The sequence below is a fragment of the Oribacterium sp. P6A1 genome, assembly GCF_000702885.1.
Classification (GTDB): domain Bacteria; phylum Bacillota; class Clostridia; order Lachnospirales; family Lachnospiraceae; genus Oribacterium.
In genome coordinates this window covers 1-21203 of the sequence record NZ_JNKO01000019.1, presented here as the reverse complement: position 1 = coordinate 21203, position 21203 = coordinate 1, and the positions used below count along the sequence as shown (strand labels likewise).

Sequence of the window (21203 nt, the reverse complement as noted above, 5' to 3'; positions counted from 1 at the left end):
TACACATAAAGTGATTAGAATGCCATAAGATATGGTCTGTATGAAATACAGCTGATCACGGAATGAGTTTGACATCAAAAGAGAGGAAAAAAGTATGGGAAAGACTGAGGGTCAGAAGCTTGAAGAAAAGCTTTGCTATAAGATCAAAAACATCGGTATGGAAAAACCGGAAGAGATAGAAAAAGCCATTGAGTTTTGTGAAGGTTATAAAAAGTATCTTGATAATGCAAAAATCGAAAGAGAAGCTGTAAAGTATTCTATTGAAATGGCTGAAGAACGTGGCTACGTTCCGTTTGAAAGAAGCAAGAAATATAAGACAGGTGATAAGGTATATTTTAACAATCGCGGAAAGAATATCATCCTCACAACATTCGGAAAGAGACCGCTTATTGATGGTGTGCACTTCAATATCGCACACATCGACTCTCCACGTCTTGATTTAAAGCCGAATCCGCTTTATGAGAAGGATGAGATTGCTTATTTTAAGACTCATTACTATGGCGGAATCAAAAAGTATCAGTGGGGTGTCACACCACTTGCCATGCATGGACGTGTCATGCTTAAGGATGGTACAGCCGTAGACCTTAACATCGGCGAAAATGAGGGAGATCCGGTTTTTGTAGTTTCAGATCTGCTTCCTCATCTTTCACAGCAGCAGAACCAGAGAAAGCTTGCTGATGGAATAAAGGGCGAAGAGCTTAACATTATCCTGGGATCTACACCTATCGCAGATAAGGAAGTAAAGAAAGCATTTAAGCTTAAGGTACTTTCCATTCTGAATGAAAAGTACGGAATGATCGAAGAAGATTTCCTGAGAGCTGAGATCACAATGGTACCTGCCCAGCACGCTGTCGATGTGGGACTTGACCGTTCTCTGGTAGGTGCCTACGGACAGGATGATAAGGTATGTGCTTATACAGCTCTTATGGCAGAGCTTGAATGTAAAGAACCGGAGTATACAACTGTTACAGTTCTCGTGGATAAGGAGGAAATCGGATCTGTAGGTGTTACCGGAATGGCCGGGGATATGCTCCTTCATTATATGGAGGATCTTGTAGAGGCCGAGGGTGAGAGAGTAAGGGATGTACTCAGGAATTCCTTATGTCTTTCTGCAGATGTAAATGCTGCCTTTGATCCAACTTTCCCTGATGTATATGAGTCTAACAATGCTTCTTACCTTAACAGAGGACCGGTACTTACCAAGTATACAGGTTCAAGAGGTAAATCAGGATCCAATGACGCATCGGCCGAAACTATGCAGAGAGTAATAAGTTACATGGAATCCGATGATGTGATGTGGCAGATCGGAGAGCTCGGAAAGGTAGATGCAGGCGGCGGCGGAACAATAGCCATGTTTATCGCAAATATGGACGTAGATACTGTAGATCTGGGTGTTCCTGTACTTTCCATGCATGCCCCCTTTGAAATCACTTCAAAGTTGGATGTTTACTATACTTATAAAGCATTTGCAGCATTCAATAAGTAATTGCTGAATAATGCAGATTATATAAATAATAATGAGGAGATAATTATGAGAAAGAAAAAAATGGTTCTTGCAGCAGCTGCAGTGCTGACAGCAGCTTCTCTTGCTGCATGCGGAACAGGAAAGACAAAGGATACTGCAGAGACAACTGCTGCCGCAGCAGCTACATCAAGTGAAGTTGCTGCAGAGGATCCTGCCATAGCTGAGCTTGAAAATATTGTTGTGCCTGACATGCCTAAGCTTAAGGATATGGGATATGTCAAGATGGGAAATCTCAAGGATTTAACTGTTGAGGTTGCACCTAAAACTGTAGTAGATGATTCTATGATCGATGCACAGATCAACAGCCTCATGTCAACATACAAGGATGAAGTTGATGAAGCAGCAAAGTCCGGTGATACAGTGACTATAGATTTTGTCGGAAAAGTTGATGGAGAAGAGTTCCAGGGAGGATCAAGCAAGAACTATGAGCTGACTCTTGGTTCAGGTCAGTTCATTGATGGCTTCGAAGATCAGCTTATCGGTTCGAAGAAAGGGGATAAGGTAACTGTTAATGTTACTTTCCCGGAGAACTATGGAAATGAGAAGCTTAACGGAAAGCCTGCTGTATTTGAGGTGACTGTAAATAAGGTATCAAGAACAGCTGAGCTTACTGATGAATGGCTTGCTTCTCACGGTGAGGATCTTGAAACAGAGGCCAAGACAGTTGCCGAATTCAGAGAGGAGCAGAGAGCACTGCTCCAGGCTCAGGCAGATTATGCATTCAATAGTAACGTTCAGTCAGAGGCTCTTCAGCAGATTGTAGATAAAGCAGAAATCGGCATCACAACAGAGATGAAGGATTATGCAGAAGCGTATGTTATCAGATCTGAGATAGACAATGCATCAAAATATGGTTATGGTCTTTCTGATATGCTTAAAATGTATGGCATGACTGTTGATGAGTTTAAGGAGCAAATGGGTGATTTTGCATCTGATTATGCAAAACAGAGAATAGTGGTTGCTACCATCGCAGAGGAGCAGGGAATATCCGCTACAGATGAGCTTATCAATAAGCTTGCAGATAAACTTAGCGGTCTTTACGGAAGAAAACTCAACAAGGTGCAGCTCATAGAACAGTTTGGAGGTGACCTCGTTAAGGAAGAGGCTATAAACGATGCGGTTCTTGAGTATATTCAGAATAATGTGAACGTAGTTGAAAAGGAGCAGTCAGAGATTCAGGAAACTGAGGCTGAGACTGAAGAGGAGACAGAGGAAGAGACTAAGGAAGTAAATGACCTTGACGGAGAAGGCGGATATAAGACCAAGAGTGTTAAAAGTGTATATGAGCCTGAGTCTGAATCCACCGAGGCAGCTACTGAAGCTTCTGAAAGTGAGAGTGCAGCTAAGTAATAGATTTTTTAGACCGGGCTGCTGACTTATAACACCTGTGGTTGAAAATTTACAGACAGTGAATAAAGTCGTTTTACGGATATACGGATATCGGAATTTCTGTAAAGCGACTTTTTTGTTGACATCAACGCTTTAGCATGGTAGAGTGTTGAATTATAAAAGATAAATAGCTGGAAAGAATAACGGGTCTCGTTATTATAAATGTAATGACGCCCGTATATCAGGAGGAAGGATTATGAAAAAGAGATTAGTATTAATGGCTGCCGGATTAATGGTTATGAGTTCACTTGCCGCATGTGGATCAGGTAACTCGGCACCTGCTGAAACAACAAAGACAGCAGAGACAAAGGCTGAAACAACAGCGGCAGAATCAAAGGAAGAGACTTCTGCAGCAGAACAGTCATCAACAGCCGTAGATACTGCAACAGGTAAGTTTACAGTTGGTTTTGATCAGGAGTTTCCTCCTATGGGTTTTGTAGGAGACAACGGAGAGTATACAGGTTTTGATCTTGCCCTTGCAGAGGAAGCAGCCAAGCGTTTAGGACTTGAGTTTGTTCCGCAGCCTATTAACTGGGATGCAAAGGATATGGAGCTTGAATCAGGAAACATCGACTGTATCTGGAATGGTTTTACCATGCAGGGACGTGAAGATGCCTACACATGGGTTGGACCTTATATGGCCAACAATCAGGTATTTGTTGTAAACGGAGATTCAGATATCGCAACAAAGGAAGATCTGAACGGTAAGGCAGTAGAGGTTCAGAAGGACAGCTCCGGATTAAATGCTATCAATGACAATGCAGACCTTCTTGCATCCTTCGGTTCACTCACAGAAGTGGCTGATTATAATACGGCACTTATGGATCTTGAGTCAGGAGCCTGCGATGCGGTTTGCATGGACAGCATAGTTGCAGGATATCAGATCAAGTCATCTGGAAAGAATATGAAGATTCTTGATGATACCCTTGCAGCTGAGGAATACGGAATCGGATTCAAGAAAGGCGATGATGCACTTGCATCAGCGGTTAAGGACGTTCTCATGGAGATGGTTGCTGACGGTACAGTTGAAAAGATTTCCAACGAGTGGTTTGGATCAAACGTATTTACTTTGAAATAAATACATAAAAAAACGTAGCAGTTTTGGCTGCTGCGTTTTTTATTTACATAATAGTAGGACTCATGAATATACTTTAACATTGGCATAGATCCTGCCTTTTTTTGTAACGTTACCCATTCCGTCAAAAATGAATTTGCCGTATCCCCTGACAGAAATCTTATCATTAGGATTTAAACCGGAGCTTACACTAGTAACAGTTCTGCCATTAACAAAAACACTTTCAGCTCTGATTAAATCCTGAGCCTTTCCACGGGAAATGTGAAATACCATAGATACTATCGCATCAAGACGTTCCGATGCCACAGAACCGGAAATCTCAGTAAACTTTGGTTCTATAGTACATAGAGAAGGAGAGACGATATCACATTTTACGGAGGTATGTCTGACTTTTGACAGTTCCCGGGCTATAATCCCGGCTATCTCAGAAAGAACAAAAACAAAGGCATCTGATTCCTTGACAAGGATATCACCTATCTGATCCCTTTCGATACCCATATTCATAAGTGCCCCCAGGAAATCACGATGAGAAAGAGTATCTGCAAATTTTTGGTTCAAGGGTACAATATGCAGACACTTTATAATATCACCTGTCAGGGGCTCAGAGCTAAGGAAGTCCTCTTCTGTAATATAGCCCGGAAGAAAGCAGATAATATTTCTGTCAGAGTCAGGGTGTCCTCCGTAAATTATATACCTGCTTCCGTTATAAACATTTGAATGCCGAGAAATTCCACTGTTTATCAGCATAGAATGAAAAACCGCTAAATCACCTTCTGACAAAAAATGTGTATAGGTCAAATAGTCATTGCTGTATGCTCTCTCGGAAAGGTCATTTATTCGTCCTTCTAAAAGATTATCGTGATCCATAATTTACTGAATGAACTCCTTATATCTTTTGATCATTTCCTGATTGAGATCGGCTGTTATATGAATTCCGTCATCCTCATATTTTACAGAAATGATTCGTGCTCTTTCCTGAAGATCATGTTCGATCGAGCCTTTTGTGTAAGGAATAATTAGTTCCATGGTAAGAAAACCTGAAAACAGTTTTTCATCTATTTTTTCAAGCAATGCATCAAGGCCTATACCTTTTTCTGCAGAGATATAGATCTTATCACCCCTTATTACAGGCAGTCCGGAAACAGGATACTTTCGGTCGGATTTATTCATTACATATAACACGGGAATGTGACCGGCATTCAGATCCTTTAATGTCTTTGCAGTAACATCCATATGCATCTGGTAATTTTCGTCTGAATAATCGATCACATCCAGAATAAGATCAGCATTAACAGCTTCTTCAAGTGTTGAACGGAATGCATCAACCAGATCATGAGGAAGATGATTGATGAAACCGACAGTATCGGATAAAAGAAATGCACGGTGTTCAGGAGGGGTTATCTTTCTGACTGTTGTATCCAATGTGGCAAACAGCATGTCTTTGACCATAACTTCCTTTTCTTCATCAGGACAATAGGTGTTCAGCATTTTATTGAGAAGTGTAGATTTGCCTGCATTGGTATAGCCCACAAGGGCCACCTGTGGAATGGAAGAGTTCTGACGCTTCTTTCGCTGGGTTTCACGGTTCTTAGCAATCTCACGAAGCTGCTTTCTGAGCTCAGACATCTGTTTCTCTATGTGTCTTCTGTCGAGCTCTATCTGTGTTTCTCCGGAACCCTTATTGGACATGGACCCTCCGGTACCGCCCTGTCTGCTGAGATTTTGACGAAGACCTACAAGTCTTGGAAGCATATATTGTAGTTTGGCATAGTCCACCTGCATCTTTGCTTCTTTTGATCTTGCTCTGTCGGCAAAGATGTTAAGAATAAGATTTGTACGGTCAATAACTTCTGTTTCCAGATCATGGGCAAGATTGGCAAGCTGGGAAGGGGATAACTGATTGTTGACTATAACGATGTCTGCTTCCATTTCAAAGACTATGGCCTTAAGCTCACGGACTTTTCCGGAGCCGATATAATAGGCTGTATCCTGAGAATCGAGATTCTGAGTTATATCAGCAACTACCTCCAGGTTCTCAGCTTCCGCAAGACCCTCAAGCTCAGTCATGGAAACCTGGAAATCAGGATCGTTATTCAGGCAGGCACCTACAAGCACAGCCCTTCGTTTCTTATCTTTTATTTCGTTTTCAAACATATAAACTCCGATTATTTAGAAAAATGTTTTTTGGCTGCAATTAAATATACAGAAGCAGAAATGAGAAGAGCTGTAACTGCTCCTATAAAGGTCATCACTATATTAAGGGCGCAGTCAGAAAAGAAACCTTCCGGAAGCATATTGATCATTCTGCTTTCTCTCGGATCAAACATCCAGTTGCCCTGGCTGAAAAAAATCTCATGGAAAATGGTGAAGTACTTTGTGAAGTCAGAGGCGGCAAGAATACCAATGAGAAATACCGCGAGAAGAATCAGCATACACACATGAATGTAACCTTTTGCAAGTTCACAGACAGTTTTTTTTGCTCCGGTTATTACCACAAGATATCCGGCTATGGCAAGACAGGAAAGGATAAAGATGGATCTCAAAAAAATGCATTTTACAAAGAGGTCTCGGACATCTGCCATATGAGATTTTTCGTTATCGTTGTAAAACTGAGTCTGTTTGCCATTTATATTTGTATCTATGATCAGGTTTTCTCGATCGCCGCGAAGATACACCATAGTCTGGTCTATAACATAACACATATCATCGATGGTTATGGTTTCTCCCATCCATGAGTTAAGGGATCCTGTAACATCATATTTTATGAATTCTTTCCGGTAAAAATCCGGCGTCCAGTAGCAGACTGCCTCAAAGCTTGTGACAAAAAGTATGAAAATAAACATTAGCGAAAAAATGATACTGAGAAATGAATGATGTATAGCTTTCATAATTAGTACGATCCTATGGGAAAAATTTGATTGAGGAATAGTTTATCATGAATGGTACAAAAAAACGAGTGTTCATAACACTCATTTTACGGACCCGGCAAAATTCCTGTTTGATTTCTCCTTGTTTTAAAACAAGGATTTTCTCATCACAATTTAACCCGTATACCCTGTGTGCCTATGGTACAATAAACATAAAAAGAAACGAAAAAAAGACGAAAACCGGTAAAATCTAAAAAACACCTAAGAGAGCGCGGCATAAATCCGGCAAAAAGGGACAGGTGAAGACTGTGAAGATAACTAAGGCAGGCATTATAGCGGTATTGGCAGCAATGGTACTCAGCATCGGTGCATGTGGGGGAGTATCATCAGGCGGAAGCGAATCCGGAGGAACCAAAGGCGGAAGTTCCGGCAGCGGAGATTCTGTGACCATCATGGTCTACATGATCGGATCAGACCTTGAGTCAATGAATGGATGTGCCTCCGAAGACATCAATGAAATGATACAGGCGGCGCCCGGCAAGAACGTTCATGTTATTCTGGAGACTGGTGGCTCCAACGCATGGATGAGCCATGGAATCTCCGGTGAGAAGCTCCAGCGCTGGGAACTGGACGGAAGCGGTCTTACCCTGATGGAAGAACTGGACAGTGTCCGCATGTCCGATCCGGATACTCTATCCGATTTTCTGAAGTGGGGTAATAAGCATTATCCCTCGGACAGGATGGCTGTGATCCTGTGGAACCACGGCGGTGGAAGCGCCCTGGGCTTCGGGTATGACGAGCTGTACCCGGAGAGCATGCTGACACTTCCGGGAATCCGGACAGCCTTTCAGGAGGCCGGCGGTCATTATGCGTTTATTGGATTTGATGCCTGCCTTATGTCCACTGTCGAGACCTGCTGCATGCTTTCCGAGTTTGCTGATTATATGATTGCATCGGAAGAGACGGAACCCGGCACCGGCTGGGACTATACAAAGTGGCTGAGTAATCTTGAAAAGAACCCGGGACTCTCCATGGAAGAACTGGGAAAAATAATCACCCGGGACTTCTTGGCCCAAAGCGAAAAGAACAAATATGACACCTACACCCTGGCAATGATAAAACTGGACAGAATCCGGGGCTTCATGGAAAAACTTTCTGAGTATTTCGCAGATTCCGAGGTCAGGATTCAAAAGGGAGAATACAGCACCTTCGCATCCGCCCGTGTCCGCAGCACAGAATTAGGCTTCGGACAGTACGAACAGATCGATGTCGGCAATTACCTGAGTCAGGTAGACCCGGAAGACACCTCCGGCCTTGCTAAAACACTCAATGATTGTATCGTCTGCTTCGAAACAAACCTTGAAGGGACTAACGGCCTGGCCATGTATTATCCCTACCGAAACCTCCCCCTGTATTCAACAATGATGCAAACCATTTCCGAGATCGGGTATCCGGGGAGTTATTTTGATTTCTTCAATTCATTCTGTTCGGTGCTGTCCATTGCGGATGTAGAAAACCCTGTACCATATCAGGATATGGCAGGTATCACAGTACAGGCGCCGGGCAAAGCTGCTTCGTCTGACGATATTCCTATAGTCTCGCAATATGCGTCCTGCCCTTGGTACAGGAACGACATAGTGAAGCAGTACTATCCGGAAGCCAGCATTGACTCCCATGAGGCTATAATAACGCAGGATGCCACGGATGTCTTCGACTGCTTTTACTGGGTAGATCTTCCTGAAAAGGTAGAGTGGAAAAACATCTGGTACCGCGAAGAGCGGCTCCTGCTGGATGATGGAGAGAAGCTGTTATATATGGGGACAAATGCCCATCAGGATCTCTACCAGGAAAAAGCCGATTGCCTCGTATATGACACACTATGGTTCTGCATCGGGAATACTGTGGTTCCCAGCTTTTTCCAGTATTTTGAGGAGCGTGATGACGGGCTGGTCAATGCGGTCCATTATATCCCGGCTGTTTTGAACGGAAAGGAAAAGATCCAAATTGCTGTGAAGGAAGACACAGCCACCAGGGAGAAGACCGTACTGGGCTATTTTATTGAGGATGTTCTGGGAGAAATTGATGGTATCAGGATTCCTCCGAAAGCATATTCGCAGTTCAAGGAGGGAGACGAGCTCCGGTTCCCCGTGGATTGTTATGATTACAACTACAGCTACCTCGGCACGGAACTTTTGGATGGCGTGGAATCCATCGGAGAGAACGGATTGCTTTTAACGACAGGATATACGGGAAATCATTCTGCCAGGATATCCCTTGTACTAAGGGATATTTATAATAACTATATAAGTACCCCGTGGGTAGAACATAAAAAGAAAGAAACCGGAGACCTTCTGGGAATAACGTCAGAAACGGACGCATGGGTAAAAACTGCCGCCCCGGGAAACGATCCGAAGGCAGTTGGCCTGCCCTACGGTTTCGGTATCAGCTATGGATTCAAGATACGAAATGACAGCCCGCATGATATCCGAAGCATCTACTTTAAACATGCTGACTACCAGGAAGACAGGTACGCTGACATTCTCTATGAGCCAATCCCTGCCGGAATGAGCGCTGCATACGCTGACATCGACCATCACATTAACTGGGACTGCTCTGCATGGTCCATGAAGATCGTTGATGCAGACGGAAGGACGAACCGGGAAGAATTCGTGTTCAATCCCTGGGTGGCCGAGGAGATCACCATTACATGGAATGAGGAAAAAGAAGACTTTGAACCGTCAGTGACCTACGAGGCAGAAGGCGATTATGTTAAGGATATAGCGGGGTATTGGCAGGTAATCAGCGGCGGCATGGAAGGCGATGATTCGGATGCACTGACCTTCATTTGGAATATGCCGTTATGGAATTTCAAAATCGAAAACCATGGGCATGAAGTGATCGCACACATGTATATGGCCGAGTCGGATACGGACATATCGGAAAAGACGAAAGAACTGTATGATGGTCTTTGGATCGGAGGCGATGACATGCTTACTAAACTGATATTGCCAGGCGAGACGTTGGACTATATGGATCCTGTTATCTACAACGCAAGCATGTCTGTATGGGCGTTGTCCATCACAGATAATGAAACAGGTCTCAGGGAAGCGGAACCGATGATTCCATTCCCCGTCTGGCAGATGTACATAGAAGATCTTTCCGGGAACCGGTGTGAGAAATTGGAATTCCGGCCCTGGGATACATCCAGGATTGTTATTAAGGAAAATACCGGAGAAACCGCTGCAGGAAGCGATAGCTTCTACGAATGCGAGATTACTGAGGAATAACCTATAAACGAATAGTAATGCTTCTTTAATAATCGAGTGGGGTTAATCCCTGCTCGATTTTCTCTTTAGGCGCCACGTTTGTACAGATTCAACGTATGCGTGTTAGCTTATGACAAAAAATAAGTGCTGATATCAGAGATAATTGCTCTCTAACAACTAAACTTTTATGGCACTAAAAAAGAGAAGCTATAAAAGCTTCTCCAAAGATGTTCCTGATGCGATTCGAACGCACGACCTTTCGCTTAGGAGGCGAACGCTCTATCCTGCTGAGCTACAGAAACATATTTTTTCAGGCACTTTATCTTAGCATAATTAAAAGCTTAGTTCAAGAAAAGAGACAGATCAAAATAATATTGATATAAAAAGATGAATGACAGTGAGTAAAGATACTCAAATGAGTAATATAAGATACATGAAAACAGAATATATCAGAAAAAATAAAAAAATATGTTGACAAAGTACATGATTGTTTGTATATTAAGTAGGCGTTGCGAGAGAGCAACGATATGCACCTTTAGCTCAGTTGGTAGAGCAGCGGACTCTTAATCCGTTTGTCCAGGGTTCAAGTCCCTGAAGGTGCATTTTTTGTTGTCATAAATTGCGATTTCTACGGACCGTGCTTTCTCAGCACGGTCTTTTTTGATAGCTTTTTAACATATATTGATTAGTGTGTTAAATCTGCGATAAAATCAGCTTTGTTTAGTGATTTTTTAAATATATGGGATTTGAGGAGGTACGGAGTGCTAAAAACAGGTACAAAAACACTTGATATGACAGAAGGGAATATAGTAGCTCAAATCCTTATGTTTGCCTTGCCACTGATGCTTGGCAATATTTTTCAAATGCTGTATAACACTGTGGATTCTATAGTGGTAGGAAATTTTGTCGGAACGGAAGCTCTGGCGGCAGTGGGATCAACAACCATGATCATAAACATGCTTGTATTTTTCTTCAATGGTTTTTCTGTCGGCGCCGGAGTAGTCATAGGAACCTATTTCGGTGCCAAGGACATGGACAGGTTACATATAGCAACGGAAACCACCATTGCCTCCACATTTGTCATATCTGTTATATTTACAATTATCGGAGTGCTCGGTGTCACTCCTATGCTGAATTTCATGTCAACACCGGAAGATGTAATGGGAGAGGCAACACTATATCTGAGAGTATATTTTGCAGGTATTTCCGGACTTCTTATTTACAACATAGGAAGCGGAATACTTCGTGCTGTCGGAGATACAACCAGACCTTTATATTTTCTTATACTTACAAGTTTACTGAATATCGTTCTGGATCTTGTATTCGTTATAGTTTTTAATATGGGTATAATGGGGGTTGCATTGGCAACAATAATTGCCCAGTTTGTATCAGCTTTTTTGACATTAAGACTGTTGACAATCACTGATGAAATATATAAACTCACTTGGCATGATTTGAAGATTGATAAAGCGACACTTAAACGGATTATGCTTGTCGGACTTCCGGCAGGAGTTCAGTCAGTCATTACTGCTTTTTCCAATGTTTTTGTACAGGCATATATAAACTTTTTCGGTTCAAGCTGTATGGCAGGGTGGAGCTGTTACAACAAGATAGATCAGTTTATCATGCTGCCGATGCAGAGTATGGCTATGGCCTCTACGACCTTTGTCAGCCAGAATGTCGGAGCCCGGAAAATGAAAAGAGCCAATGAGGGAACAAACATATCCATAGCATTGATATTTTCCATTACCGGAGTCATAGCTACATGTATATGGGTTTTCGCTGCCCAATCAGTAAGGCTGTTCACATCAGACCAGGCTGTTATAGACTTTGGTGTATTGTTTTTAAGGACCAACGTATACTTTCTCATGTTCAACTGTATAAATCATGTTTTGGCAGGGGCTCTGAGAGGAAGGGGAGATTCCAAAGGTCCGATGATAATCATGCTTTTGACTTTTGTGGTTGTACGGCAGATATATCTGTTTATAATTACGAATTTCATATCAAATACTCCTGCACTTGTTGCTTTGGGATATCCTGTAGGCTGGGTAAGTTGTTGTGTTGTGGAAGTGATTTACTTCATAAAGAAGTGGAACAGGAAAATACTTAAAAAATAAAAGCAGTTCGCAAATTAAATCCGAATTTTAATTTGCGAATTTTAATTTTTCGCTTGCAATTTAAAAAATAAATGGTAAAATAGAAAATGTAAAGAGGAAGTGAGAATAAAAAGAACACAGAAGTTCATTTCTCTTTAGGATGTGATCCAACCTAGATCACATTCGGCAAACCCGGAGAAATCCGGCGACGCAAAGCTATAGGGGCCGAAAGGTCAGCCAGTTGCAATCTTCATGGAGCAGATGCTCCGAAGGTTAGTTCTCGAATCAAGACTAATTCAAAGAAGGTTCTAGGTTAACTGGCAACGGGAAAAGATCCCGGTGCCATTTTTATTTTCGCGATAAGGCTTTAAAGCGATCGCGGAAGCGAGTAGGACGCTTTTCCCTACTTGATCTGATTCATTTAAATAGCAAACCCGGAGAAATCCGGTGACGCAAAGCTATAGGGGCCGAAAGGTCAGCCAGTTGCACTTGAAAGGATAAAAAATATGAAGAACCTCGTTAGATCAATAGTTGCAGTTATAAGTTTAGTAGTTATGATGTCAGTTTCAGCTTTTGCACAGACAAATTTAGAAGCTGAGGCACTTGCAAAGGTTAATCAGATAAGATTGGCAAACGGACTTTCAGAAGTTAAGTACAGCGCATCTCTTGAAGGCGCATCAACAGTAAGAGTTGGTGAGATCACACAGAAGTTCTCACATCAGAGACTGGATGGATCTGATTTCTATACAGTAGATGCAAATAATGTCTGGGGCGAGAATCTTGCCAAGGGATATAATTCAGCTGATGAAGTTGTTGATGCATGGATGGCTTCTCCTTCACACAGAGCAAACATCTTAAGCGCAAACTACAATACATGTGCTATATCAACAACAACTAAGGATGGAAAGACATATTGGGCACAGGAGTTCGGAATCTGATTTTTAAAATATAAGACATATAAAGCTTTACCTCTGAAAAGGGTAAAGCTTTTTTTATTCGCAATAAGGCCTTCACGCGTGCGTTGTGCTTTGTACAATAGCACAGTGAAGGCCAACGTGGAATCGAGTAGGGCGTATTTTCCCTACTACTACAATAAGATTATGGGTTATATATCTGGCAACCAGTCAGGTTATATTGGAAATGTAATATGAATATTCAGGATATAAAAAAACACCCGTCAGGAAAACCTTTCGGGTGTAAAGCTGTGAGCCGGATGTATTCTGATATTTAAATGACTGTATCAGTCTTCGAGGAAACCTGTGAGCATTCTCTTATATTTTGGATTCTGAAGCTTACGTATAGCCTTTGATTCGATCTGACGTATACGTTCACGTGTGAGACCATACATCTGACCTATCTCCTCAAGAGTGCGTTCCTGTCCGTCTATGAGACCATAACGGTATTCAATTACAGTCTTTTCTTTATCGGTAAGAATACCCAGTGTTTTGTCAAGTTCCTCGCGCATCATAATATGATTTGCGTTCTGCTCAGGACTTATAATCTTGTCATCCTTAACAAAGTTTGAAAGCTCTGAATCTTCGTCATCACCTACCTTGCTGTCCAGAGACGTGAGACCATTGTCATAGGAAAGGATCTCGGCAATTCTTTCTGAACTGAGATTCATACGCTCTGCAAGTTCCTCTAATGAAGGCTCATGACCAAGCTCCAAAGACATTTCTCTGGAAATACGCTTGGTTTTATTGATAAGTTCAACAACATGTACCGGAACTCTGATAGTACGAGAATGATCCGCAAGGGAACGAATGATAGACTGTTTTATCCACCATGTAACGTAAGTGGAAAGCTTGAATCCCTTATCCGGATCAAACTTATCTATGCCATGCATAAGTCCCAGATTGCCTTCCTGAATAAGGTCAAGGAAATTCATACCTCTTCCCACATAGTGCTTGGCTACAGAAACGACCAGTCTCAGGTTTGACTCGATAAGACGTGACTTTGCGTATGAATCACCGTCTCTTGAGCGACATGCAAGGGCATATTCCTCTTCTTTTGAAAGCAATGGATAAATTCCTATCTGCTTAAGATAAATACGTACAGGATCATCGGTGCTTATTGATTCGATACTCTTCAAAGAATCAATATTAATGCTTCTGGCGTCCTTATCCTCGTCAGAAAGATCATCATCGGAAAAATCATCATCACTGATGATGTCTTCTTCTGAGATTTCACCGTTTTCGTCAGAATCCTCGAATTCATCTGAAGATTCTGTCCTGTTTTCGGCTGTAACAGTAGCCTGAGAAGGCGATACAGAGGATGACACTGTTGAAGGGCTTTTACCGGGTATTTTGTTCGAAATGATGATATCCTGAGTGGAAAGATATTCACGGATATTTGTCATCTGGTCTTCGGTCACATCATATTCTAAAAAAGAATCAGTCAGCTGCCGTTCGGAAATAACTCCACTCTGAGCTTTTTTCAATGAATTAAGTGTTTTTAAGATGCTTTTAAATGCAAGCGGATCTAAGGTTTTTTTGTCCATAATTTGTTATAAGTCACATTAATTTGTACGTCGGTTTTTGAGCAACTCACGTATTATAGACTAAACCGCTCATGGTGAGAATCGCTTTTATTGTATTTTAATAAGTGCAAAAGAAGATACGTTACATTGTTTAAAAAAGATATAGGAGGAGGTGAGAATTTGTGCTGAGTGTACAAGTAGGATATAAATGGAAAAAGATATAACAGATGCTGAAATGACAGTATAAAAAAATTGTACGATACTGACATAAAATACAGCACTGACCGGAAGAGAAGTATATGCATACAATAAAGCTTGGGGTACTGTACAGAGAATCTGTACATCCTGGCATTTTATAAGAGTAAATATCTTCAACCCATAGTACTTTACTTTTGTATGGGCTGAAGATAGGAAGAAAAACAAGATCAGAACCTTCTTGTACCCGGTAGAATGCAGTCATAACGTATGGCCTTGCCTGAATATGAATAATCCGGTTTGATGTCGGCAAGATAAGGACCCTTGACAGGACGTTTAATGACTATCTTTTGCGGTTTTGCCGAAATGGCAGCCATCAAAAGTTCATTGGCATCGGAGCAAGGAGGCTCAAGCTGCTGCAAAAGCTGAAATTTCTTCTTTACAAGGGAGCTTTTTGTTCTGGCGGGGAACATAGGATCCAGCAGTATGATATCCGGAGAAATATCCGGATTATTCATTGCATATATACTATTTTCGATATGAAGTTCCATGCGGGAAACAATATCGCTCAGTTCTTGTACCGATTTTGCACGTAAAAGTGTGTCTTCAAGCAACGATGCGATTATGGGGTCATATTCGTAAAGCATTACATGAAATCCCGATGCGGCCAGGAGTAAAGAGTCCTCACCCATTCCGGCTGTGGCATCAATAAGCACAGGGGTATGATCAAGGTTCTTTAATTTTGCTGCTTTAACCAGCATTTCCCGCTCCAGGTTTGACTGTTTAAGTCTTGAAAGATTATCCGTAAAGTCACCCCTGAGACAGTGATTGCCATCTGTCAGAGATAGACCGTCATCATCAAGTTTCAGGTAAAGGCGCGATTTTTTATCGTAAAGATCAGCGGAATTATCGGAAGGGGGTAAATCGTCAGTCATATAGGAATCCAATTCAGCTTTATTTGTCGTGTATGAAATATCTAATCTTTTCGATAAAAACTTTAACCGTTCAATATTGGATTCTGAATCGGAATAAAGCAATAATTTTGTATTGAGAATCATTTTTTACTATCCAATCTAAAATGTCTTTATAAAATTTCGCTAAAAATATGTTGATTCATTATATAAGGGATAATTTTTTAATACCCCGGAAATATAGTGTGAATAAATCAGCATGGAATTATGATATTTCAGTTTAAAGAAAGTTACTCTTTAAAGCAATTTAAAAGAAAGATTTTATACTTATAGTTATAACTCAGGCAAATTGGTAATCATAGAATAATTTTGATTTATTTAAACAGAGAAAGTACTAAATAAAATAATGTTCAGATTGCTATATTTATATCAAATGGATGGTGGAAATCCGTGTTAGATGATATAATCCAAATGCCGAACAGGGAGTCAGGAACCTTTGATCGGTTTGAGTCATATTATTTCATTATTTCATTAATTAAATTGATTTTTCGGACGGTATAAATATAGATGACTATATTTATGTTCATGTTAATGAAATATGTGTGTAATTGCACAGGAGGAAAAGAATGGTAACAAATGATAAGGGTGCTATAGAGTTAAAGCACAACGTCATTCAAGGATTAGCAAAGGCTGCTTGGGAAGACAGACTGGGGGAGCAGGCTGAGAACGAGTTGATTATGTCTCTGTCACCGGGACCACATGCCACATGGAGGTGCTGTGTTTACAAAGAGAGAGAAATTCTCAGATGGCGTATCCGCCTTACGGAGAACCTTGATGCGAACCCATATGCCACTGAGCCTAATTCTAACATTATTCAGGTTATTGATCCTGCATGTGAGGAGTGTCCGCTTTCTTCATATACAGTAACAGATAACTGTCGTCTTTGCCTTGGAAAGGCATGTATGAACAGTTGCCGTTTCGGAGCTATCACAATGGGAGATCAGAGAGCTCATATTGATCCCAATAAATGTAAGGAGTGCGGAATGTGTGCCAATGCATGTCCATACGGTGCAATTGCTCACCTTGTAAGACCATGTCGTAAGCCATGTCCGGTAAATGCTATTACATACGATGAGAACGGCATTTGTAAAATTGATGATAAGAAGTGCATCAGATGCGGACAGTGTATACACAGTTGTCCTTTCGGAGCTATCGCATCCAAACTGGATGTTCTTGATATCATCAAGGATATCAAGGAAGGTAAGGAAGTTTATGCAATGTGTGCTCCTGCTATAGAGGGTCAGTTCGGTAAGGATATCACCATGGGATCCATCAGAGAAGCATTAAAAAATGTTGGATTCACTGATATGGTTGAAGTCGGACTTGGTGGAGATATGACTGCAGCTTATGAGGCAGAGGAGTGGTATGAGGCACGTCAGGAAGGCAAGAAGATGACTACATCATGTTGTCCGGCATTTATTAATATGCTGAGAATGCATTATCCTGAGCAGTTCCACGAGAATATGTCAGAGACAGTATCACCTATGTGTGCTATTTCCAGATATTTAAAGGCTATCCATCCGGGCTGCAAGACTGTATTTATCGGACCTTGTATCGCAAAGAAGTCTGAGGCTCATGAGATGGGAATCAAGGACAATGCCGATTATGTCATGACCTTCGGTGAGATGCAGGCACTTATGAGATCCAAGGACGTTGAGCTCAAGCCTGTAGTTGATCCATATCAGGAGTCCTCTATCTGGGGCAAGAGCTTTGCAAGTTCAGGTGGAGTTGCAAATGCTGTTATGGAAGTTATGAGAGAGCGCAATCAGGATGCGTCAGGTATTCAGCTTCGTGCGGCAGCAGGCGGTAAGGAATGTATCACTGCACTTTCACTTCTCAAGATGGGTAAGCTTCCTGAGGATTTCATCGAGGGAATGGTATGTGAAGGCGGTTGTGTAGGCGGTCCTTCAAAGCACAAGACAGAGCTTGAGATCAGAAAGTCCCGTCAGGAACTTCTTAATCAGGCAGATGACAGAAAGATTCTTGATAACTTAAAGAATTATCCTATGGATAAGTTCTCTATGATAAGAGGCGAGATGTCAAAGCCTCACAGTGAGAGCTGAAAAAATAGAATAAAAAGTGGTCAGCCACTATAAAAAAGACGTATGGCAAAAGTTACCATACGTCTTTTTTGCTACTGTTGATGAGATCAAGTACTTTTTTGATTCTGAGTTCACCGTTTTCCAAAGAAACCACGAGAGCTCCGCAGTTTGGAACTATAGGTCCGTTCCAAAAATCATGATCAGAAAGATCGTTGATGACACATTCCAGGGCTCTCACTATACCTCCGTGGGCAGTAATGAGAACATTTTGATAGGTACCTTCATAGGGATAAATATCAGTTTCAAGAAAATGTCCGATGCGTTTTTTTATGTCTGTAACCGATTCGCCGCCGGGAATGGGAGATACCTTTTCAGGATCCTTAAACCAGTCCTTTATATGGGATAATAAGAGTTTATCCGATTCTTTATATAGCGTTTCACCGCTCAGATCCACACCCTCGGCTATTCCAAAAGAAATTTCTTTAAGATCTTCGGATATTTCAATGTTCAGATCGTTATAATGCTTGATTATTATTTCTGCAGTTTTACGTGCCCGAATAAGAGGGCTTGAAAAAACATGATCAAAATGAATATGTTTTAATGCTTCTGAAGCAATACGGGCACCTGCCAGCCCGGCGTCATTCAGAGGAATATCTGTATGTCCCTGAAGGCGGTGCTGGCGATTCCACATGGTTTCCCCATGTCGGATTATATAAAGTTCCATAATATGAATCTCCCGATACCGGTAATTTAAATTCGGAAATACTGCTATAAAGCCGGATTTATGTGAAAAACAGGCAGACAGCATTTTATGGAGTGATACAAATGTTCCTGATAGTATCAGAACGGGAGTCGAAGGTTTGATAATGATCCCAAAACTCTGTTAAGGTTATCAAGATTTGCCTTTAATTCATCCACTGTTTTGAAAAAATCATCGATTTTTCGACTGTATCCTCCGTAGTCCGCTTCCAGCTGTTCAACCATGGCATCAATTTTTTTCATGGTCTCAAAGGCTTCATCTATCTCAGCTTTATAGGAAATGACTATGTTATAAAGATAGTAACTTACGCCTAAAAAGATCAAAAGTGTAATAATGGAGAAAAAAAGAGTGTAGCCTATAAGCTGACGGTTTTTTTTGATTTCTGCCAAAAGCTCTGAATTTGTAGGCTCATGTACAGAGTGCTCCCCTTCCTGATCGGTATCCTGATACTCCGGAATATTCATTGATTCAAGCTCGCTTTCAAGGAATGATTTCTCTTCGTCTATTGATGTCATAATGCTTCCTCTCGTAAAAAAAGCTTATAATTATTTAAATTATAACACAGAAGAATTACATTTACACATTATCAAAATTCATAAGCACTGTTACAAATTCATGACAGGTGAGAAAACAAACATTTATTGTAAACCGGTATACCTGGATGTAAAATAAAGAAAATAACAAAGCAAAGAAAATGTGGAATTATGATAGGAGGAAATGAAATGTTGAATCATGAACACAAAAATGAAAGATGGGTATTTTATAAGGATGTGCCTGTTGAATCCGGAGGAGAAGGTGTTACAAAGAGAGTGCTTGCTTATTCCGATGATGTAATGGTAGTAGAAAATACCTTTAAAAAAGAAGCTGTGGGAAAACTTCATCATCATCCCCACACCCAGATTACATATATAAAATCCGGTAAATTCGAATTTGAAATAGATGGAGAGAAGCATATCGTTACGGAAGGGGATACTCTTCTGAAAACAAACGGGGTAGAACATGGCTGTGTATGTCTTGAAGAAGGACAGCTTATAGATGTGTTTGCGCCTTATAGAGAGGATTTTGTAAAGGATTGAAGGTCTTGCCAAAGGTGGTCTCATGACGATAAAAGGAATATTTGACGCAGAACTGGTTTATGATGAGAAGCAGGAAGATAAACTTAATAGTGGAATTTTACCGGGTGTGATTTCTGAAACATATAACAAGGCCCGATTTTCGGAAGAAGAAATACTACGTAATTATGATGCTGCCCTTCATGGCGGAAAACAATCCGGCACCATTATTGTGTTCCCGGGAGGAGGGTACAGCTGGTTAAGTGACAGAGAAGGAGAACCCGTAGTCAAAGCATTTAACAGGTATGGTTTCAGAGCACTCATATTGCGATATGACTGTGAAAGTGAGATATTGGGATTACGTCCGTTAAAGCAGGCTGCATGGGCAATAGCCGAAACGAAAAGACTATTTCCCGGGGAGCCTGTATATCTGTGCGGTTTCAGTGCCGGAGCACACTGTGCAGCTTCCGTTGGAATACATTATGATGATGTAGACTGGAACGGACATGCTCTGTTTGAAGATGTTATAGCTTTTCTGAAAAAAGAAGATCATGGAAATCGGTACAGTACTGAAGAAAAAGAAAGTATGATATCTTCAGAAGAATTGCAGGCTTATCAGAATAAGTTAAGTGAACTTTTCAGAGCGGATGGAATGATACTTGGATACCCGGTGATCAGTTCTGGGGAATACGCTCATAGAGGCAGTTTCGAAAGACTTCTTGGTAAAAGGAAGGATTTCGTAGATAAGTATGGAGACGATACGGATTATGAAAGGGCTCTCAGGTGGTTCTCTTTAGAACTTCAGGTACATGAAACCACTCCGGAGGCTTTTATCTGGCAGACTATGACAGATGACTCTGTACCGGTTCAGAATTCTCTCTTATTGGTAAATGCCATGATAGAGCATGATATCAAAGCAGAGTATCATATGTATCCCTCAGGTGTACATGGACTCAGTCTTGCGACTAAGGAAGTTGAGACGCCGGATAAAGGAAGATATCCGGATATTCATGTTGCCGATTGGTTTGAACGTGCTGTTGACTGGCTTCTATATAAGAAGTAAAAAATATATTTTTTTATAATTAAAATGCAGTACAGATTCTGATAGACGAATTATATTATTAATATAGAAGAAAAAGAATTCTAAAACAGAATTGGCCGGAGTTTAGAGACACTTAACTCAAACTTCCCACACCCAAAAGGTGTGATGCACCTTGAAAACTCTATACTTCAGACAATAAAAAAGGCATAGGTCACTTTCAAATAAGGTATAATGGATTTGCGACAAAACATTTACCAAGAAAGGACTTACGCCATATGCATATCTTATCACAGGGACAGCACACAGAGGAAGAAATTAATTGCTCAATTTCAGATTTTATTTCAGTTTTTAAAGTTAGGGATGTACTCCATAAGTGTAACGCTGAAAAGCAAAAAGGAATTTCTGCAATGAACATCTTCCGGTATAAACTTGTAAATGTTTTTT

General features: G+C 41.1%; 16 protein-coding genes, 2 tRNA genes and 2 riboswitches. Of the genes, 10 read left to right on the top strand and 8 right to left on the bottom strand.

The window, feature by feature from the left end; genetic code table 11:
• Positions 1-94 precede the first annotated feature (94 nt).
• The 3 genes from T515_RS11745 to T515_RS11735 all read left to right on the top strand — a co-directional run bounded on the left by T515_RS11745 (position 95) and on the right by T515_RS11735 (position 3992).
• Positions 95-1486 carry an aminopeptidase gene (locus tag T515_RS11745; RefSeq protein WP_036611332.1) on the top strand — a complete coding sequence of 464 codons (1392 nt, stop codon included), beginning with the start codon at positions 95-97 and terminating at the stop codon, positions 1484-1486.
• Between the two features lie 45 nt (positions 1487-1531).
• Positions 1532-2875, top strand: coding sequence for a trigger factor (gene tig, locus T515_RS11740; RefSeq protein WP_051671684.1), 1344 nt, complete (start codon positions 1532-1534; stop codon positions 2873-2875).
• Positions 2876-3110: 235 nt separating this feature from the next.
• Positions 3111-3992, top strand: a complete 882-nt coding sequence (locus tag T515_RS11735; RefSeq protein ID WP_036611330.1) for a transporter substrate-binding domain-containing protein — start codon at positions 3111-3113, stop codon at positions 3990-3992.
• A 60-nt stretch (positions 3993-4052) separates the two neighbouring features.
• Here the strand turns inward: T515_RS11735 and T515_RS11730 are convergent, their stop codons facing one another.
• Genes T515_RS11730 through T515_RS11720 form a run of 3 tightly spaced genes read right to left on the bottom strand, consistent with a single transcriptional unit; the run spans position 4053 to position 6877 of the window.
• Positions 4053-4856, bottom strand: a complete 804-nt coding sequence (locus T515_RS11730) for a YlmH/Sll1252 family protein (protein WP_036611328.1) — start codon at positions 4854-4856, stop codon at positions 4053-4055.
• A 3-nt stretch (positions 4857-4859) separates the two neighbouring features.
• Positions 4860-6143 carry a GTPase HflX gene (gene hflX / locus T515_RS11725; RefSeq protein WP_036611325.1) on the bottom strand — a complete coding sequence of 428 codons (1284 nt, stop codon included), beginning with the start codon at positions 6141-6143 and terminating at the stop codon, positions 4860-4862.
• A gap of 11 nt (positions 6144-6154) precedes the next feature.
• Positions 6155-6877, bottom strand: a complete 723-nt coding sequence (locus T515_RS11720) for a TIGR01906 family membrane protein (protein ID WP_051671683.1) — start codon at positions 6875-6877, stop codon at positions 6155-6157.
• Between the two features lie 287 nt (positions 6878-7164).
• On the opposite strand from T515_RS11720, the gene T515_RS11715 reads away from it, so the two are divergent.
• Positions 7165-10143 carry a clostripain-related cysteine peptidase gene (locus T515_RS11715; protein WP_155988367.1) on the top strand — a complete coding sequence of 993 codons (2979 nt, stop codon included), beginning with the start codon at positions 7165-7167 and terminating at the stop codon, positions 10141-10143.
• A 207-nt stretch (positions 10144-10350) separates the two neighbouring features.
• Here the strand turns inward: T515_RS11715 and T515_RS11710 are convergent.
• Positions 10351-10424, bottom strand: a tRNA-Arg gene (locus T515_RS11710).
• A 227-nt stretch (positions 10425-10651) separates the two neighbouring features.
• On the opposite strand from T515_RS11710, the gene T515_RS11705 reads away from it, so the two are divergent.
• The 3 genes from T515_RS11705 (at position 10652) to T515_RS11695 (ending at position 13156) form a co-directional block, all read left to right on the top strand.
• A tRNA-Lys gene (locus T515_RS11705) sits at positions 10652-10724 on the top strand.
• A gap of 159 nt (positions 10725-10883) precedes the next feature.
• A complete protein-coding gene (locus T515_RS11700) occupies positions 10884-12239 on the top strand; it encodes an MATE family efflux transporter (RefSeq protein ID WP_081832805.1) in 1356 nt (451 codons plus the stop codon).
• Positions 12240-12393: 154 nt separating this feature from the next.
• Positions 12394-12467: riboswitch (cyclic di-GMP riboswitch) on the top strand.
• A gap of 168 nt (positions 12468-12635) precedes the next feature.
• A riboswitch (cyclic di-GMP riboswitch) is annotated at positions 12636-12709 on the top strand.
• Positions 12710-12724: 15 nt separating this feature from the next.
• A complete protein-coding gene (locus T515_RS11695) occupies positions 12725-13156 on the top strand; it encodes a CAP domain-containing protein (RefSeq protein ID WP_036611321.1) in 432 nt (143 codons plus the stop codon).
• A gap of 302 nt (positions 13157-13458) precedes the next feature.
• Here T515_RS11695 and T515_RS11690 read toward each other — a convergent pair whose 3' ends face one another.
• Both T515_RS11690 and T515_RS11685 read right to left on the bottom strand, forming a co-directional pair.
• The gene (locus T515_RS11690; protein ID WP_155988366.1) at positions 13459-14577 is read right to left on the bottom strand and encodes a sigma-70 family RNA polymerase sigma factor; all 1119 of its coding nucleotides are present in this window, start codon (positions 14575-14577) and stop codon (positions 13459-13461) included.
• Between the two features lie 545 nt (positions 14578-15122).
• Positions 15123-15827 carry a class I SAM-dependent methyltransferase gene (locus tag T515_RS11685; RefSeq protein ID WP_036611394.1) on the bottom strand — a complete coding sequence of 235 codons (705 nt, stop codon included), beginning with the start codon at positions 15825-15827 and terminating at the stop codon, positions 15123-15125.
• Positions 15828-16429: 602 nt separating this feature from the next.
• Between T515_RS11685 and T515_RS11680 the strand changes: the two genes are divergently transcribed.
• Positions 16430-17926 (top strand): 4Fe-4S dicluster domain-containing protein, encoded by a 1497-nt coding sequence (locus T515_RS11680; RefSeq protein WP_036611317.1) that lies wholly within the window; start codon positions 16430-16432, stop codon positions 17924-17926.
• Between the two features lie 52 nt (positions 17927-17978).
• Here T515_RS11680 and T515_RS11675 read toward each other — a convergent pair whose 3' ends face one another.
• Together T515_RS11675 and T515_RS11670 are read right to left on the bottom strand one after the other, a co-directional pair.
• Positions 17979-18629 (bottom strand): histidine phosphatase family protein, encoded by a 651-nt coding sequence (locus tag T515_RS11675; protein WP_036611315.1) that lies wholly within the window; start codon positions 18627-18629, stop codon positions 17979-17981.
• A 116-nt stretch (positions 18630-18745) separates the two neighbouring features.
• A complete protein-coding gene (locus tag T515_RS11670) occupies positions 18746-19180 on the bottom strand; it encodes a hypothetical protein (protein WP_036611312.1) in 435 nt (144 codons plus the stop codon).
• Between the two features lie 207 nt (positions 19181-19387).
• On the opposite strand from T515_RS11670, the gene T515_RS11665 reads away from it, so the two are divergent.
• Positions 19388-19741, top strand: coding sequence for a cupin domain-containing protein (locus T515_RS11665; RefSeq protein ID WP_036611309.1), 354 nt, complete (start codon positions 19388-19390; stop codon positions 19739-19741).
• Positions 19742-19763: 22 nt separating this feature from the next.
• Complete coding sequence (locus T515_RS18035; RefSeq protein ID WP_036611306.1) at positions 19764-20780, top strand: alpha/beta hydrolase; 1017 nt, start codon at positions 19764-19766, stop codon at positions 20778-20780.
• The last annotated feature ends 423 nt before the right edge of the window (positions 20781-21203 follow it).

Bases quoted from the DNA above. Each gene is read 5' to 3' on its own strand.
- T515_RS11695 (WP_036611321.1), top strand. From the start codon at position 12,725: ATGAAGAACCTCGTTAGATCAATAGTTGCAGTTATAAGTTTAGTAGTT.
- T515_RS11685 (WP_036611394.1), bottom strand. From the start codon at position 15,827: ATGACTGACGATTTACCCCCTTCCGATAATTCCGCTGATCTTTACGAT.
- T515_RS11680 (WP_036611317.1), top strand. From the start codon at position 16,430: ATGGTAACAAATGATAAGGGTGCTATAGAGTTAAAGCACAACGTCATT.
- T515_RS11745 (WP_036611332.1), top strand. From the start codon at position 95: ATGGGAAAGACTGAGGGTCAGAAGCTTGAAGAAAAGCTTTGCTATAAG.
- T515_RS11690 (WP_155988366.1), bottom strand. From the start codon at position 14,577: ATGACAAATATCCGTGAATATCTTTCCACTCAGGATATCATCATTTCG.
- T515_RS11735 (WP_036611330.1), top strand. From the start codon at position 3,111: ATGAAAAAGAGATTAGTATTAATGGCTGCCGGATTAATGGTTATGAGT.
- T515_RS11730 (WP_036611328.1), bottom strand. From the start codon at position 4,856: ATGGATCACGATAATCTTTTAGAAGGACGAATAAATGACCTTTCCGAG.
- T515_RS11675 (WP_036611315.1), bottom strand. From the start codon at position 18,629: ATGGAACTTTATATAATCCGACATGGGGAAACCATGTGGAATCGCCAG.
- T515_RS18035 (WP_036611306.1), top strand. From the start codon at position 19,764: ATGACGATAAAAGGAATATTTGACGCAGAACTGGTTTATGATGAGAAG.
- tig (WP_051671684.1), top strand. From the start codon at position 1,532: ATGAGAAAGAAAAAAATGGTTCTTGCAGCAGCTGCAGTGCTGACAGCA.
- T515_RS11720 (WP_051671683.1), bottom strand. From the start codon at position 6,877: ATGAAAGCTATACATCATTCATTTCTCAGTATCATTTTTTCGCTAATG.
- T515_RS11670 (WP_036611312.1), bottom strand. From the start codon at position 19,180: ATGACATCAATAGACGAAGAGAAATCATTCCTTGAAAGCGAGCTTGAA.
- T515_RS11665 (WP_036611309.1), top strand. From the start codon at position 19,388: ATGTTGAATCATGAACACAAAAATGAAAGATGGGTATTTTATAAGGAT.
- hflX (WP_036611325.1), bottom strand. From the start codon at position 6,143: ATGTTTGAAAACGAAATAAAAGATAAGAAACGAAGGGCTGTGCTTGTA.